Source organism: Pseudomonas sp. 21LCFQ02 (assembly GCF_024129895.2).
Taxonomy (GTDB): domain Bacteria; phylum Pseudomonadota; class Gammaproteobacteria; order Pseudomonadales; family Pseudomonadaceae; genus Aquipseudomonas.
In genome coordinates this window covers 3,807,137-3,822,836 of the sequence record NZ_CM178749.1, presented here as the reverse complement: position 1 = coordinate 3,822,836, position 15,700 = coordinate 3,807,137, and the positions used below count along the sequence as shown (strand labels likewise).

The window sequence follows — 15,700 nt, the reverse complement described above, 5'->3', positions numbered from 1 at the left end:
TTCTAATGCGCGAAGGCGTTAAACAGTGAAGGCATCTTGCAGGAGTTTTTCCTGCTGCTCGGCGTGCTTCGAAGCGTAACCGCATGCTGGCGCGGCAGAAGCATCACGACCGGCGTACTCGAGAACGAGGCTACGGTTGTGGTTGCTGATGCTGCGACGCAGATGGTGCTGACTGCTGTACCAGGCGCCCTGGTTCATCGGCTCTTCCTGACACCAGACCACATGCTTGAGGTTGGTGTAGGTCGAAATGGCCTCCATGAGGTCATCTTCCGGGAACGGATACAGCTGTTCGATACGCACGATGGCGATGTCTTCACGACCTTCGGCACGGCGCTTCTCCAGCAGGTCGTAGTAGACCTTGCCGCTGCACAGTACCAGGCGTTCGACCTTGGCCGGATCGAGGCTGTCGATTTCCGGGATCACGGTCTGGAACGAGCCTTCGGCCAGATCTTCCAGCGTCGAGATGGCCAGCTTGTGGCGCAGCAGCGACTTCGGCGTCAGAACCACCAGCGGCTTGCGCAGCGGACGGATCACCTGACGGCGCAGCAGATGGTAGATCTGGGCCGGTGTGGTCGGTACGCAAACCTGGATGTTGTGCTCGGCGCACAATTGCAGGTAGCGCTCCAGACGTGCCGAGGAGTGCTCCGGCCCCTGCCCTTCATAACCGTGCGGCAGCAGCATGGTCAGGCCGCACAGACGACCCCACTTGTGCTCGCCACTGGTGATGAACTGGTCGATCACCACCTGGGCACCGTTGGCGAAGTCGCCGAACTGGGCTTCCCAGATCACCAGCGCGTTAGGCTGGGTGGTCGAATAACCGTATTCGAAGGCCAGTACGGCTTCTTCGGACAGGAAGGAGTCGTACATTTCGAAACGTGGCTGCTCGGCAGACAGGTTCTTCAGCGGCACATAGGCGCTGGCGTCCTTCTGGTTGTGCAGCACGGCATGACGGTGCGAGAACGTACCGCGGCCGACGTCCTGACCGGTGATACGCACCGGATGGCCTTCATGCAGCAGCGTGGCGTAGGCCATGGTCTCGGCGTAGCCCCAGTTGATCGGCAAGCCACCGGCCTGCATCTTCTGGCGGTCTTCGTAGATTTTCTGGACCTGACGCTGAACCACCAGACCCTCTGGCAGATCCAGCAGGCGAGCAGACAGCTCCTGCAGGGTCTTGAGGTCAAAGCGGGTGTCATGACGCGCAGTCCAGGCATGGCCCAGGTAGGGACGCCAGTCGACGAACAGATCGCGGTTAGGCTCCTTGACCAGGCTCTTGACCACGTGCTGACCGTTGTCCAGAGCAGTACGGTAGTCGTCGATCTTGGCCTGTACAGTCGCTTCGTCGAACACACCGGCTTTGATCAACTGCTCGGCATACAGCTCACGGGTGGTGCGCTGCTTGTTGATCTGCTGGTACATCAGCGGCTGGGTGCCGCTTGGCTCGTCGGCCTCGTTGTGGCCGCGACGACGGTAGCACACCAGGTCGATGACGATGTCGCGCTTGAACTGCATGCGGTAGTCGATCGCCAGTTGGGTGACGAACACCACAGCTTCAGGATCGTCGCCATTGACGTGCAGGATCGGCGCCTGAATCATCTTGGCAACGTCGGTGGCGTACTCGGTGGAACGCGCGTCCAGCGGGTTGCTGATGGTGAAGCCAACCTGGTTGTTGATGACGATGTGCACAGTACCGCCGGTCTTGAAACCGCGGGTCTGCGACATCTGGAAGGTTTCCAGCACCACACCCTGGCCGGCAAAGGCGGCGTCGCCGTGCAGGGAAACTGGCAGGACCTTCTCGCCAGTCGAATCGTTGCGACGATCCTGACGGGCACGCACGGAACCCTCGACCACCGGAGAGACGATCTCAAGGTGCGACGGGTTGAACGCCATGGCCAGGTGAACTTCGCCACCTGCTGTCATGACGTTGGAAGAGAAGCCCTGGTGGTACTTGACGTCACCGGAGCCCAGCTCGGCCATCTTCTTGCCTTCGAACTCGTCGAACAGCTCGCGCGGGTTCTTGCCGAAGGTGTTGACCAGCACGTTCAAGCGACCCCGGTGGGCCATGCCGATCACGACTTCCTTGACGCCGTAGGAGCCGGAGCGCTGGATCAGCTCGTCGAGCATCGGAATCAGGCTTTCGCCGCCTTCCAGACCGAAACGCTTGGTGCCCGGGTATTTGGTGCCCAGGTACTTTTCCAGGCCTTCGGCCGCAGTGACGCGCTCGAGCAGGTGACCCTGGTTCTCGGCAGAAAACGCCGGACGGCCACGGACGCTTTCCAGGCGCTGCATGAACCAGTTGCGCTGTTCGGAATCCACGATGTGGGCGAACTCGGCGCCGATGGTGCGACAATATGTCTGCTGCAACGATTCAAGGATTTCGCGTAGGCTCGCTTCCTCTTTGCCGATGAACAGGTCGCCGGCACGGAACACGGTATCCAGGTCCGCATTGGTCAGGCCGTAATGGGTGATCGACAGATCAGCCGGCACGGGACGTTGCCACAACCCCAGCGGGTCGAGCTGGGCCGCTTGATGGCCACGTACACGGTAAGCCTGGATAAGCCGCAACACTTCAACCTGCTTCTTCTCGTGTTCGCTGCTCACGCTGCCGGCGGATACCGGTTGTGCGCGGCGCTGGTTTTTGGCCAGCAACACGAAATGGTCGCGAATTGTCGAATGCGATACATCGGTGACAGCGCTACCTTCAATCGGCAACGTCTGGAAGTAGGTGCGCCATTCATCTGGCACAGCGTTAGGGTCGTGCAGGTAGAGCTCGTAGAGCTCTTCCACATAGGCAGCGTTACCACCGGAAAGGTGGGCGCTGTTCCACATGCGCTGCATCACGCTTTCTTGCATGCTTGGTCACCCTCGGTAAGGGGACACCACCGGCGAAGACACAGAGCGAGTCTGAGACGGTCGTGTGCAGCGACCGTAACAAGCCACTAAGGATCACGCAGATAGTCCGGGCACCAGCCCGAATGCCCCTGCTGGTCTCATTTCTTCAAAGTTAGAGCACTGGCCTTGCGAGCCCTGCCCTGGTTAAAACTGCAGCACGGACTGTATGTCTGCGCCGCAGCGGTTGCAACGATGTAGCGGGTTACAGCAGTAAATCAGACGCCACTACCCAACAGCATGTTGCGCACGTGACCGATAGCCTTGGTAGGGTTAAGGCCCTTCGGACAAACGTTGACGCAGTTCATGATGCCGCGGCAGCGGAACACACTGAACGGGTCGTCCAGCGACGCCAGACGCTCGGCAGTGCGAGTGTCACGGCTGTCAGCCAGGAAACGATAGGCTTGCAGCAGTGCCGCAGGGCCCAGGAACTTGTCAGGGTTCCACCAGAAGGACGGGCACGAGGTCGAGCAGCAAGCGCACAGGATGCACTCGTACAGACCATCGAGCTTTTCACGCTCTTCAGGCGACTGCAGACGCTCGATGGCCGGAGCCGGCGTGTCGTTCTGCAGGAATGGCTTCACCTTCTCGTACTGCTTGTAGAAGATGCTCATATCGACGACCAGGTCACGTATGACAGGCAAACCAGGCAGCGGACGCAGCACCAGCTTGTTGCCCTTGACCACGGCAGACAGCGGCGTGATGCATGCCAGGCCATTCTTGCCGTTGATGTTCATGCCATCGGAGCCGCAAACACCTTCACGGCACGAGCGACGATACGAGAAACCTTCGTCCTGCTCTTTGATCAGCGCCAATACATCAAGCACCATCAAATCCTTGCCACCGGTATCGACGTCGAACACCTGAGTCTTGGGCGCCGAGTCGGTGTCGGGGTTGTAACGATAAACTTCGACTTTCAACATAGCGGCCACCCTTAGTAAGTCCGGACTTTTGGTTCAAACGCTGGCACGGTCTTCGGCGCGAAGTTGACGGCGCGCTTGGTGACCTTTTTGACACCCGGGTAGTACAGGGTGTGGCACAGCCAGTTTTCGTCGTCACGATCTTCGTAGTCTTCACGGGCGTGAGCGCCGCGCGACTCTTTACGGGCTTCTGCTGCGATGGCCGTGGCCTCAGCAACTTCCAGCAGGTTCTGCAGCTCCAGCGCTTCGATACGCGCGGTGTTGAAGGCCTGGGACTTGTCGTTGATCTTGACGTTGGCAATGCGCTGGCGCAGCTCGGCCAGTTGCTCGATACCCTTGAGCATGTACTCGCCGGTACGGAACACACCGAAGTAGTTCTGCATGCAGCTTTGCAGCTCGCGGCGCAGGGTCGCGACGTCTTCGCCTTCGGTACGGCCGTTGAGCGCGTCCAGACGGCTCAGCGCCCTGTTGATGTCGGCTTCGGTGGCTTCGTCATACTGAACGCCGTCAGCCAGAGCCTTCTCCAGGTGCAGGCCGGCAGCGCGGCCGAATACCACCAGGTCGAGCAGCGAGTTGCCACCCAGACGGTTGGCACCGTGAACCGATACGCACGCCACTTCGCCCACAGCGAACAGGCCCGGCAGGATCACATCGTTACCTTCAGCATCCTGGGTCATGGCCTGACCATGGATGTTGGTGGCAACGCCGCCCATCATGTAGTGACAGGTCGGAACCACTGGAACAGGCGCCAGAACCGGGTCGACGTGAGCGAACGTCTTGGACAGCTCACAGATACCTGGCAGACGGCTGTGCAGTACTTCTTCGCCCAGGTGGTCGAGCTTGAGCATCACGTGGTCGCCATTAGGACCACAACCGTTACCGGCGATGATTTCCTTGACCATGGAACGGGCCACGACGTCACGACCGGCAAGGTCCTTGGCGTTGGGCGCGTAACGCTCCATGAAACGCTCGCCGTGCTTGTTGATGAGGTATCCACCTTCACCACGGCAGCCTTCGGTAACCAGTACACCTGCGCCAGCAATGCCGGTCGGGTGGAACTGCCACATCTCGATGTCCTGCACCGGTACACCGGCGCGCAGCGCCATGCCGACACCGTCACCAGTGTTGATCAGGGCGTTGGTGGTGGACGAATAGATACGGCCTGCACCGCCGGTCGCCAGTACGGTCGCCTTGGAGCGGATGTACATGGTTTCGCCGGTTTCAATGCAGATGGCGATGATGCCAACGAAATCGCCATTGCCATTCTTTACCAGGTCAACGGCGTAGTACTCGTTGAGAAACACGGTGCCGGCTTTCAGGTTGCCCTGATAAAGCGTGTGCAGCAGCGCGTGACCGGTACGGTCGGAAGCTGCGCAGGTACGGGCAGCCTGACCACCCTTGCCGAAGTCCTTGGACTGACCACCGAACGGGCGCTGGTAGATACGGCCGGTTTCGGTACGCGAGAACGGCAGACCCATGTGGTCGAGCTCGAATACGGCAGCAGGACCTTCCTGGCACATATATTCGATTGCGTCCTGGTCACCAATGTAGTCCGACCCCTTGACGGTGTCGTACATGTGCCAGCGCCAGTCATCGTTCGGGTCCGCCGAAGCGATCGCGCAGGTGATGCCACCCTGGGCCGAAACGGTGTGCGAACGGGTCGGGAACACCTTGGTGACCACAGCAGTCTTGTGACCACCCTGGGCCAGTTGCAGCGCAGCACGCATACCGGCACCGCCACCACCAACAATGATGGCGTCGAAAGAAAGAGTTTTTGTGCTAGCCATTAATCAGATACCCCAAAGAATCTGCACGCCCCAGACGAAGTAGGCGAACATCGCAATGCCGCATACTGCCTGGGCCAGGAAACGTACCGCAGTCGCCGACTTGCCCAGCGCCATCGGCGTCAGATAGTCGGTGGTGATGGTCCACATGCCGACCCAGGCGTGAGCGCCAAGGGCAACGAGGGCCAGCAGACTGAAAATACGCATCCAGGTGGCGGAGAACAGCTCGTGCCATTGGGCGTAGCTGATACCTGGGTGGGCCACCAGGTAGCCGATCAGGAAGATGAAATAAGCCGCGAGCACAACTGCCGACACACGTTGCGCCATCCAGTCATACAGGCCGGAGCGGGAAAGGTTAGTGACGTTGGTTACCATATCCAGACTCCCGCCAGCACGATCAGCACCACAGAAACAACGATTACGATTTTGGAGCCCAGCTTGCCGCCTTCCAGCGTCTCGCCTACACCAGCATCCATGATCAGGTGACGCACGCCGGCCACCAGGTGATACAGAAGGGCAGACAGCAAGCCCCAGATGACAAACTTCGCCAGCGGGCTGGTCAGACACGCCTTGACTTCACCGAAGCCTTCCTCGGACGCCAGGGATTTGTCCAATGCATAAAGCATGATGACAACACCGACGAAGAGAATGACACCGGAAACACGATGAAGAATGGACGTGTAAGCAGTGACTGGGAGCTTGATTGTCCTTAGGTCTAGATTTACAGGTCGTTGGCTTTTCACGGCTTTTTTTCACACTGAAGAGCCCTTTGAACAACAGGGCAAGTTGTTGGGAAGTGCACTGGTCAGGTACCCACTACCCACGAAGTGACGAGCGCCTGAAACTGGCTGCAAAGCCCATGGCGCTCGGACGCCGAGTATAGACAGTTAGGCCACTAATGACAACGCGCAGACCACCCGCCTACGGCGGATTGCACAGCTTGCGCAAAAGGGGTAAAGGAGTCGGAATAATACGAAAATATGGATAGCCAAAGCCGCTTTGGAACACGACTTTAGGCAAATTGACTTTAGAATTTATCTCACTATAGTGATGCGGGCCCTGCGTGGGGGGCCTGTCTGATGATTCGAAGCATAAACAGGAGGCCATATGGCTGACAAAAAAGCGCAGTTGATCATCGAGGGCACCGCCCCCGTCGAGCTGCCAATTCTGACCGGCACTGTTGGTCCTGACGTGATCGACGTACGCGGCCTGACCGCCACCGGCCGCTTCACATTCGACCCAGGCTTCATGTCGACCGCCTCTTGCGAGTCGAAAATCACCTATATCGATGGTGACAAGGGAATCCTGCTGCACCGCGGCTACCCGATCGAGCAACTGGCCAGCCAGTCCGACTACCTGGAGACCTGCTACCTGCTGCTCAACGGCGAACTGCCAACCGCAGAACAGAAGGCCCAGTTCGTTGCCGTGGTCAAAAACCACACGATGGTCCACGAACAGCTCAAGACCTTCTTCAACGGTTTCCGCCGTGACGCCCACCCGATGGCGGTCATGTGCGGCGTAGTGGGCGCCCTGTCGGCGTTCTACCACGACTCGCTGGACATCAATAATCCGCAGCACCGGGAAATCTCGGCCATTCGCCTGGTTGCGAAGATGCCGACCCTTGCCGCCATGGTCTACAAGTACTCCATGGGCCAGCCCATGATGTACCCGCGCAACGACCTGAGCTACGCAGAAAACTTCCTGCACATGATGTTCAACACCCCGTGCGAGATCAAACCGATCAGCCCGGTACTGGCCAAGGCAATGGACCGGATCTTCATCCTCCACGCCGACCATGAGCAGAACGCATCCACCTCAACCGTACGCATGGCCGGCTCTTCGGGCGCCAACCCGTTCGCCTGTATCGCTGCCGGTATCGCTGCACTCTGGGGCCCTGCCCACGGCGGCGCCAACGAAGCGGTCCTGACCATGCTCGACGAAATTGGCGACGTGTCGAATATCGACAAGTACATCGCCAAGGCCAAGGACAAGAACGATCCGTTCAAGCTGATGGGCTTCGGCCACCGCGTCTACAAGAACCGCGACCCACGCGCCACCGTGATGAAGCAGAGCTGCGACGAAGTCCTCAGCGAGCTGGGCATCCACAACGATCCACAGCTGGAACTGGCCATGCGCCTGGAAGAGATCGCCCTGACCGATCCTTACTTCATCGAGCGCTCGCTGTACCCGAACGTCGACTTCTACTCGGGGATCATCCTCAAGGCGATCGGCATTCCGACCAGCATGTTCACCGTGATCTTTGCCCTGGCCCGTACCGTCGGCTGGATCTCGCACTGGAAAGAAATGCTCTCCAGCCCGTACAAGATTGGCCGTCCACGCCAGCTGTACACCGGCGAGCAGCAACGCGATATCACTTCGCTGCCGGATCGCAAGTAAGCTTCAGCGCAACGAACAAGGGCTGCCCAAGGGCAGCCCTTTGTTTTTGCAGCCAGCCCTCAAGGCTTTAGCGCCCTCTCCCGCAATGCCTTGAGGGTGTTGAACGGCGCATCGACCACGAACTTGTTGCTCAACCATGACGGCACACTGCCACCAGGATCGGTGTGCACCTGGTAAGTCACCTCGGTACGATCAGGCCCCTTCGGCGACAATTGCCAGTACCCGTCGACACTCGCCACCCGCACGTAGCCTTTTTCTTCAGGAATGTAGCGCGGCTGTGCCAGCAGGTTGCGCCTCAGGCTGCCATCGGTTTGCTGAACGGTACTGACCTGCAACACAGAGTCACGCGGGGTAACCGGCCAAGGCGTCTTGAAGCGGGTGTAGGTCCAGGCCTTGTCACCTTCGTGTTTGAGCAGCTTCTGCGATTCACACTCATGAATCCAGGCGCAGGCGCCCGCCACATCTTCCTGCAAGGCACGCAGTCGCTGGAAGCTGGCATCAATCACGGTTACGCCACGATAGGCCTTGTACTTCGAACCCGGCACCTCACTGAGCCACACCTTGATACCCTGTTCATCCTTGGCCAACTGCCAGTCTTCGGCGTGTGCAACGCCCGTGAACAGTACAGTTACACCACACGCAACAGCCAGGCGGTACAGCGATTTCATCGTTCCACTCCTCTGCTTACGATAGAACCGCCAGCACCCGGACTCAGGTGGTAGCGGTAGCTCTTTCCCACCAGCCAATCAGACGAATCGCATCAGCCTGGTCAACACCACAGACCTCCTCATCCGCCGCAAAGCCCCCACACACGTCAGGCCGCTCGGGACGACCAAACAATCCACAGAGCATCTCCACAGAAAGATGCAGGCAGCGCACACCGGCGGGCTTGCCATCAGGCATGCCGGGGATGGGCGAAGTAATAGACGGCGCGATGCAGCACGCACCACAACCTGAACGACAGTCCATGAAGCGATACACCTTGGGAATACGAAAAAAGAGTAGCGATATTAGCGGCAGCCACAAAGGCTTGTAACTGCCATAGCACAGGGCAGACAGGGCGTTACTGCCTGAATTTGAAGTCCAGCGCCGCGCCGTCGACATCCCGGCGGTTGTCGTTGCGCATCTGCAGCTGCATTTCGTTGCTGATAATCCGACCACCCAGTTCGAACGAGCCTGACTCGGCAGAATTCGCCTTATCACCAAACATCGGCGGCAGCAGTGGCTTGCGCCGACCACTGATAACATTGGCTGGCGGCTCCAGCTCGCGCACCAACTCCTGCGGCAGGCTCAGATCCAGCTTGGCATTGCCAATGCGCACATTCTTGGCCGGCACCTTGTCACCCTTGGCCTTCAACTCCTTGCGATCGGCCTTGGCAACCGTCTTGGTCGAAGACTTGCTGACACCTGGCTTGCCAGGCTCGGCACCGGCAACCGCCTTCGCCGCCTTTTCAGGCTGCGCATGCGCGGCGACAGGCTTGCTGGCCACACCAAAATCATTCTTGTCGAGCACCACAGGCTTGACCGGCACGCTGGGCGCCAGGCTGTGCACCGGCGCAGGCTCATGCTTGTCCGCCACAGCGCCGCTTACCACCTGCGCAACGGGCTTCTCGGCAGTCGATGGCGCAACCGGCCGCGCAGGCGCTTCAGGCACCGCAACAGCCGCCGAGGCAGCCTCTGTTTTGGGTCTGGGCGCAGACGGCTCCCGAGCATCGCAACCGCACAACAACACGACGACTAACAATCCAGCAAGGCGAAAGACAGTCATAAGCGAACAATGATTTGGGCAGAAATAAACATGCTGGCCCTTTACAACCCGATTGACAAGTCAGCAGACCAATATCGGACGAAAAGAGCGCATGCCTATAGGTCAAAATCCTGCGGCCGCCTCATGACACAACTGCCGCGCCAACATTCCCAGCGTCATCAGAGAGCGCTCCGCTTCGCGATTCCACGGCATCCCACAGTTCAGACGAATGCAATGATTGAACTGCTCTGTATTGCTGAAAATCAGCCCTGGGGCGATGCTGATGCCCTGCTCCAGCGCACGAATATGCAGCTCCTGAGTATTGACCCTGCCGGGCAAACTGACCCATAGAATGAAACCGCCCAATGGCCGGCTCATCTGGGTGCCCTCGGGAAAATGCTGCTGCACGGCCAATTGATAGGCGCTCAGGTTCTTGCGGTACTCAATCCGGATATGCCGCAGATGGCGATCATAGCCACCATTCTCCAGGTAGGCCGCCACTCCCATCTGGGTCACGCTGCACGCCGAATGGGTACTGAAGGTCTGCAATCGCTGGATTTCGGCCAGGTACTTGCTGCCTGGAATCATCCAGCCAATGCGCACTCCCGGCGACAGGGTTTTGGAGAAGCTTGAGCAGTAGATGACCCGGTCATGCCGATCAAAGGCTTTGAGCGCACGGGTGCGACCGATTTCGAACATGAGCTCGCCATAGATATCATCTTCGATGACCTGGATATCAAAATCGCCAACCAGCCGCAGCAGACTCTTCTGCCGCTCCTCGGGCATGGTCGCCCCCAGCGGGTTGCTTACCCTGGCAGTCAGTACCAAGGCCTTGATCGACCACTGATTGGCCGCCAGCTGCAAGGCTTCCAGACTGATACCGGTGACCGGATCACTGGGAATCTCGATGACCTTCAGCCCCAGCAAATCCGCCAGTTGCAGCAGACCGTAATAAGCCGGCGACTCGGCAGCAATCAAATCACCCGGCCGTGTCACCACTCGTAAAGCCATCTGCAGCGCATCGACACAACCGTGGCTGATCACCACCTCAGAAGGATCGACCACCACCCCGGCATCACGCATGCGGATCGCCACTTGGCGCCGCAGCGGCTCATAGCCTGGGCTGAACATGTAGCTGAAGGCTCGCGGGCTTTGAAAACGGGTCACTTTGGCCAGTTGCTGATGCAGTGCACGGACCGGCAGATAATCGACATGAGGCACAGCCGCACCCAGAGCAAATACCCCTTCACGTCGTGATTCAACCAAAACCTGCTGGATAATGGTGCTACGAGTCACCAGGCTGGGCCGCTCGACCCGGGCGATATCAGGCGTCGATGCGGTCAGCGCCGGAGTCTGGTGGACGTAATAACCTGACTGTGGCCGGGCGCGAATCAGCCCCTGATCCTCAAGATTGGCGTAGGCCTGCAGCACCGTGGCATGGCTGACATTGAGCTGCAGGCTCATCTTGCGCACCGACGGGACACGCTCACCCGGCTGATAAACGCCGCGGCGAATATCTTCGGCAAGCTGCTGGGCGATACGTTGATACAACAGAAGATTGGTCATGAAGCGGCCTCACAGCGACCGGCATTTTGTTCTTGTAGGATAAACAACCGTAACAGTTTGCAATTGTACTGGGACAGTTCTGGCACAGAAGCCGTATTGTGCACCCTGACAGAAATATTTGGATGGCATAAATGCCAAAAGCAGCGGTCTTAAGGCCAAAAAAAGCCCGAGCACCCTACCGGGCTCGGGCTTTTTTTGGACCCTGTGTTTATCGGGCAATGCCGAGCCGTCCTTTATCGTCGGAAAAGACGATTTCAACCCGACGATTCTGCGCCCTGCCCCGCTCTGTCGCATTCACATCAACAGGAAACTGCGCGCCGTAGCCAATGACTTCAACACGCTTTTCTTCCACTCCCAGGTCGATCAGCACATCCGCAACGGCCTGGGCACGATCCCGGGACAACTTGAGATTGTCCTGACGCTCGCCGGTGTTGTCGGTGTAACCCTCAATGCGTACCACACGTCGCGGGTGCAGTTGCAGGAACTGGACGATCTTGAGCAGGGTACGATTGGCGGAGTTCTTCAACTGCGCATCGCCCTGATCGAACAACACATCGCCCAAGGTCATGACCAGACCGCGATCGCTCTGGGTAGTGGCCAGCATGATCTGCTCTTCGACCCACTTGCCCTGCTGCCGGGCACCGGCCAGCCTGGCTTCACGCAACCCCAGTTGCAGCCGCTGACGCTCAAGCTCCATCCTGGCCATACGCTCTTGCGACAGCGCCAGATTAGTGTGCTCACGGGCAATTTCACTGTAGCGACTGCTCAGGTAAGCGTAATGCGCAACATCCGCGCCACTGCCCAGATAGCTCGACAGCCGCTCGGCACGCCCCAGCGATTCTCCGGCGCGAATCACATCCTTGGGCGCACTGCGCAGCACATCAGGATCTTCCTTGACCCGCTGAAAATCGGCACTGGCTTTGTGTAAAGCCTGATCGCCCGAGTACTGGCCGGCACAGCCGGCCAACCCCAGCACTGCACAGACACTCAGAATATGCGGCAGACGACTCATTGCGCCTCCTTCAACTGCTTGCGCAGACGTTCAAGGCGAGCTTCGAGTTGCGCACGCTGCTCTTCACTCTTGAGGGTCAGGGTTTGCGCCTCGGCCAGCCGGGCATCCAGCTCAGCCCGCTCGGCCTGCATGCGCGCATTCTTGTAGGACTGTTTGAGCAGCTCGGCACGCGCGGCGGCATAGCGCTCTTCGGCCTGCTGCATCTGCGGCAGCTCTTCACCTTCGGCCCCTACTGCCTTGGCCTGGGCAATGGCTTGCTCGGTCAGTTTCATTTGTTCGGTGGGCGCCGGATCGTTCGCACACCCGGCCACAATGACAGCCGCCATGCCGGCGACCAAAAAGCGAGTACTCACTAAACCATTCCTACTGTTTGGAAACGGGCTGCTGCAACTGGCGTTTCCACAGATCCAGATTGCGTTTTATGGCCTCATCGGCAAGGCCCGAAGCTGCCGATTCTGTCATCTTTTTCGTCAGTTGTCCGCGCAACCAAGGGTCGTTGCAGGCTGAATTGGACGATAACGCCAGATGAAACCCCGGCCGATCAACCACCAGCCCCAGCGCCTGCAAGTCAGCCGCCAGGCCCAGCGACTCGACCAGCACCCGGCCTGCGTAGCGCCCTGCCAGAGCGTAGTCGACCTCACCCAGTGCCAGCTTCTGCAACGCCGCAGTCAGGCCGCCCACGGTTTGCAACTGTAGCTGCGCACCGGCAAGCGCCTCGAACTCCGGCGTCAGCCGGGTTCTTTGAGAGCGCACCCCGGAGAGCCCCTGCAAATCAGCAAGACTCTGCGCGGCCAGGCCGGAATCGGCACGCGTCCAGAGCACGATTTCGTTATGGCTGATGGCCGGCTGAAGGTAATCGAAAGCCTCCAGTTGCGCCGAATTCAGACTGGCATCGACCAGCAGATCCATCCGCCCGCTACGCACTTCCTCTTGTGCCTGGCTGCGCTTGCCGGCGTAGAGCATCTCTACGGTGATGCCCAACTCCTGCGCGGCCTGCCGGAGCAGGTCGGCATTGGCACCCATCAGTTGCCTGGGGTCCTGCGGATCGCGCCACAGGTACGGTGGCGCATCCGGACTGCCACTGGCGATCAGCCGCTCGCACTTGGCTGCCGCTGCGGCCATAGCGGGTGACATCAGCCAGCCCGCCAGCACGCACGGCCAGAGAACTCGAAAGGCGCCCATGCAAAACCCCTGGTATCAGAAAACAAAAAACCCGCCGGTTCGTCACCAAACCGGGCGGGTTCTTTTATAGGGCAGGATGCCGGATCAGACCAGCTTTTCCAGCTCCGGTACGGCTTCGAACAGGTCGGCTACCAGACCGTAGTCAGCCACCTGGAAGATTGGCGCCTCTTCATCCTTGTTGATCGCAACGATCACCTTGGAGTCTTTCATGCCAGCCAGATGCTGGATCGCCCCGGAAATACCGACAGCGACGTACAGTTGCGGCGCGACGATCTTGCCGGTCTGACCGACCTGCATGTCGTTAGGCACAAAGCCTGCGTCAACGGCCGCACGCGAGGCACCGACCGCAGCACCGAGCTTGTCGGCCAGGCTGTACAGGTGCTTGAAGTTGTCACCGTTGCCCATGCCGCGACCGCCGGACACCACCACCCGCGCCTCGGTCAGCTCTGGACGGTCAGAGGTCGCCAGCTCTTCGCTGACAAAGCTCGAGGTACCGGCATTGTGCGCGGCAGCCACGGTTTCGACAGCAGCAGAGCCACCTTCGGCGGCAGCCGGGTCGAAACCGGTGGTACGCACGGTAATGATCTTGACCGCTGCACTCGATTGCACGGTGGCAATAGCGTTACCGGCGTAGATCGGACGCTTGAAAGTGTCTGCCGACTCGACCGAGACGATTTCGGAAATCTGGTCAACATCCAGTTGCGCGGCAACGCGCGGCAGGATGTTCTTGCCATTGGAGGTCGCAGCCGCCAGCACGTGGCTGTAACCCTTGGCCAGCTCGACGATCAGTGGCGCGACGTTTTCCGGCAACTGGTGAGCGTAGGCTGCGTTGTCGGCAGCCAGCACCTTGGCCACACCGGAGATCTTGGCGGCCGCTTCGGCAACCGCCGATACGCCGGCACCTGCGACCAGCACGTGAATGTCGCCGCCGATTTTCTGGGCGGCCGCTACAGCATTGAGAGTCGCCGGAACCAGCGCACCCTTGTCGTGTTCAGCGATAACCAAAATAGTCATTTAGATTACCTTCGCTTCGTTCTTCAGTTTTTCGACCAGTTCAGCCACCGACTTGACCTTGATGCCGGCGCTGCGCACTGCTGGCGCCTCGACCTTGATGGTCTTGTTGGTCGAGGCTGTGGAAACACCCAACGCTTCAGGGGTCAGGGTTTCCAGTGGCTTCTTCTTGGCCTTCATGATGTTGGGCAAGGATGCGTAGCGCGGCTCGTTCAGTCGCAAGTCGGTGGTGATGATGGCAGGCAGGTTCAGCGCAACCGTCTGCAGACCGCCGTCGATCTCACGGGTCACAGCAACCTTGTCGCCATTGACTTCGACCTTGGAGGCAAAGGTGCCCTGAGCGTAACCGCTCAGCGCGGCGAGCATCTGGCCGGTCTGGTTGTTATCGCTGTCGATCGCCTGTTTGCCGAGGATCACCAGTTGCGGCTGTTCCTTGTCGACCACCGCCTTGAGCAGCTTGGCAATCGCCAGCGAGGTCAGTTCTTCAGCGGACTCAACCAGTACGGCACGGTCGGCGCCCAGCGCCAGCGCGGTGCGCAGTTGTTCCTGAGCGGTGGACGGACCCACGCTGACCACGACGATCTCGCTGGCAACGCCCTTCTCTTTCAGACGCACGGCCTCTTCGACGGCAATTTCGCAGAAGGGGTTCATGGACATCTTGACGTTGGCCAGGTCGACGCCGGAGTTGTCCGCCTTGACGCGAACCTTGACGTTGTAGTCGACCACTCTTTTGACAGCTACAAGAACCTTCATGGATTCCTCGTTACTCTCCGATGAATAGAAGCCGCCTGGACACGGCCAGGCGATTGGAATGCGTCCTCAACAAGCAATCCTGGGGCGTGCACACGCATTACAAGGCCGATTTTTAGCCGGCCAATGGCCGCAAGGCCGTGTAGAATGCGCCGCACAAACAGGCACGAAGTGTTTAACCACACTTCACGGCCGCACGCCTTTACAGGTCTGGTCGAGTTTTATCGACCTGCAGCCAGTACCAAACCGCCCGTATCTTGACTGCAACCTCCCGGACGGTCAATACGACATATCGGCCAGTCATGAGTCCCGCCGCTAGGATTTATAAGGGTTTCAACCGATTCAAACAAACGTTTGTATTGGACCTTGCCGATGGTGTAGATATACTGCCTGAACTTAGAAAGAAGCCGCGAAATCGACTGTTGCCGCTGTCGTTTATCGCCAG

General features: G+C 59.2%; 15 protein-coding genes. 1 reads left to right on the top strand and 14 read right to left on the bottom strand.

Going from position 1 to position 15,700, the window contains the following annotated elements; all coding sequences use genetic code 11:
* Window positions 1-18 precede the first annotated feature (18 nt).
* The 5 genes from NJC40_RS17320 to sdhC form a co-directional block, all read right to left on the bottom strand.
* Complete coding sequence (locus NJC40_RS17320) at window positions 19-2,850, bottom strand: 2-oxoglutarate dehydrogenase E1 component (RefSeq protein ID WP_253140426.1); 2,832 nt, start codon at window positions 2,848-2,850, stop codon at window positions 19-21.
* A 254-nt stretch (window positions 2,851-3,104) separates the two neighbouring features.
* Window positions 3,105-3,809, bottom strand: coding sequence for a succinate dehydrogenase iron-sulfur subunit (locus NJC40_RS17315; RefSeq protein ID WP_045490142.1), 705 nt, complete (start codon window positions 3,807-3,809; stop codon window positions 3,105-3,107).
* 11 nt (window positions 3,810-3,820) lie between these two features.
* On the bottom strand, window positions 3,821-5,593 hold the full coding sequence (sdhA, locus tag NJC40_RS17310; protein WP_045490139.1) for a succinate dehydrogenase flavoprotein subunit: 1,773 nt from the start codon (window positions 5,591-5,593) through the stop codon (window positions 3,821-3,823).
* Window positions 5,594-5,596: 3 nt separating this feature from the next.
* On the bottom strand, window positions 5,597-5,965 hold the full coding sequence (sdhD, locus tag NJC40_RS17305) for a succinate dehydrogenase, hydrophobic membrane anchor protein (RefSeq protein WP_045490137.1): 369 nt from the start codon (window positions 5,963-5,965) through the stop codon (window positions 5,597-5,599).
* A complete protein-coding gene (sdhC, locus tag NJC40_RS17300) occupies window positions 5,959-6,333 on the bottom strand; it encodes a succinate dehydrogenase, cytochrome b556 subunit (RefSeq protein WP_045490135.1) in 375 nt (124 codons plus the stop codon). Before sdhC ends, sdhD begins: the two co-directional genes overlap by 7 nt.
* 364 nt (window positions 6,334-6,697) lie before the next feature.
* Here sdhC and gltA point away from each other — a divergent pair, with 364 nt between their 5' ends.
* A complete protein-coding gene (gene gltA, locus NJC40_RS17295; protein WP_045490133.1) occupies window positions 6,698-7,987 on the top strand; it encodes a citrate synthase in 1,290 nt (429 codons plus the stop codon).
* Window positions 7,988-8,046: 59 nt separating this feature from the next.
* Here gltA and NJC40_RS17290 read toward each other — a convergent pair whose 3' ends face one another.
* The 9 genes from NJC40_RS17290 to NJC40_RS17250 form a co-directional block, all read right to left on the bottom strand.
* The gene (locus tag NJC40_RS17290; protein WP_253140425.1) at window positions 8,047-8,655 is read right to left on the bottom strand and encodes an START domain-containing protein; all 609 of its coding nucleotides are present in this window, start codon (window positions 8,653-8,655) and stop codon (window positions 8,047-8,049) included.
* 43 nt (window positions 8,656-8,698) lie between these two features.
* Window positions 8,699-8,956 (bottom strand): YkgJ family cysteine cluster protein, encoded by a 258-nt coding sequence (locus NJC40_RS17285; RefSeq protein ID WP_084710027.1) that lies wholly within the window; start codon window positions 8,954-8,956, stop codon window positions 8,699-8,701.
* Window positions 8,957-9,050: 94 nt separating this feature from the next.
* Window positions 9,051-9,755 carry a hypothetical protein gene (locus tag NJC40_RS17280; protein ID WP_045490127.1) on the bottom strand — a complete coding sequence of 235 codons (705 nt, stop codon included), beginning with the start codon at window positions 9,753-9,755 and terminating at the stop codon, window positions 9,051-9,053.
* Between the two features lie 102 nt (window positions 9,756-9,857).
* Complete coding sequence (locus NJC40_RS17275; RefSeq protein WP_045490124.1) at window positions 9,858-11,300, bottom strand: aminotransferase-like domain-containing protein; 1,443 nt, start codon at window positions 11,298-11,300, stop codon at window positions 9,858-9,860.
* A 208-nt stretch (window positions 11,301-11,508) separates the two neighbouring features.
* The gene (locus NJC40_RS17270; RefSeq protein WP_492180357.1) at window positions 11,509-12,312 is read right to left on the bottom strand and encodes an OmpA family protein; all 804 of its coding nucleotides are present in this window, start codon (window positions 12,310-12,312) and stop codon (window positions 11,509-11,511) included.
* Entirely contained in the window at window positions 12,309-12,665 is a 357-nt protein-coding gene (locus NJC40_RS17265; RefSeq protein WP_144403282.1) for a DUF4398 domain-containing protein, read from the bottom strand. Before NJC40_RS17265 ends, NJC40_RS17270 begins: the two co-directional genes overlap by 4 nt.
* Before the next feature lie 10 nt (window positions 12,666-12,675).
* Window positions 12,676-13,494: a substrate-binding periplasmic protein gene (locus NJC40_RS17260; protein ID WP_253140424.1), complete on the bottom strand. Its 819-nt coding sequence runs from the start codon at window positions 13,492-13,494 to the stop codon at window positions 12,676-12,678.
* Between the two features lie 84 nt (window positions 13,495-13,578).
* Window positions 13,579-14,508 (bottom strand): electron transfer flavoprotein subunit alpha/FixB family protein, encoded by a 930-nt coding sequence (locus NJC40_RS17255; protein ID WP_253140423.1) that lies wholly within the window; start codon window positions 14,506-14,508, stop codon window positions 13,579-13,581.
* Window positions 14,509-15,258 (bottom strand): electron transfer flavoprotein subunit beta/FixA family protein, encoded by a 750-nt coding sequence (locus NJC40_RS17250; RefSeq protein ID WP_045490115.1) that lies wholly within the window; start codon window positions 15,256-15,258, stop codon window positions 14,509-14,511.
* Window positions 15,259-15,700 lie beyond the last annotated feature (442 nt).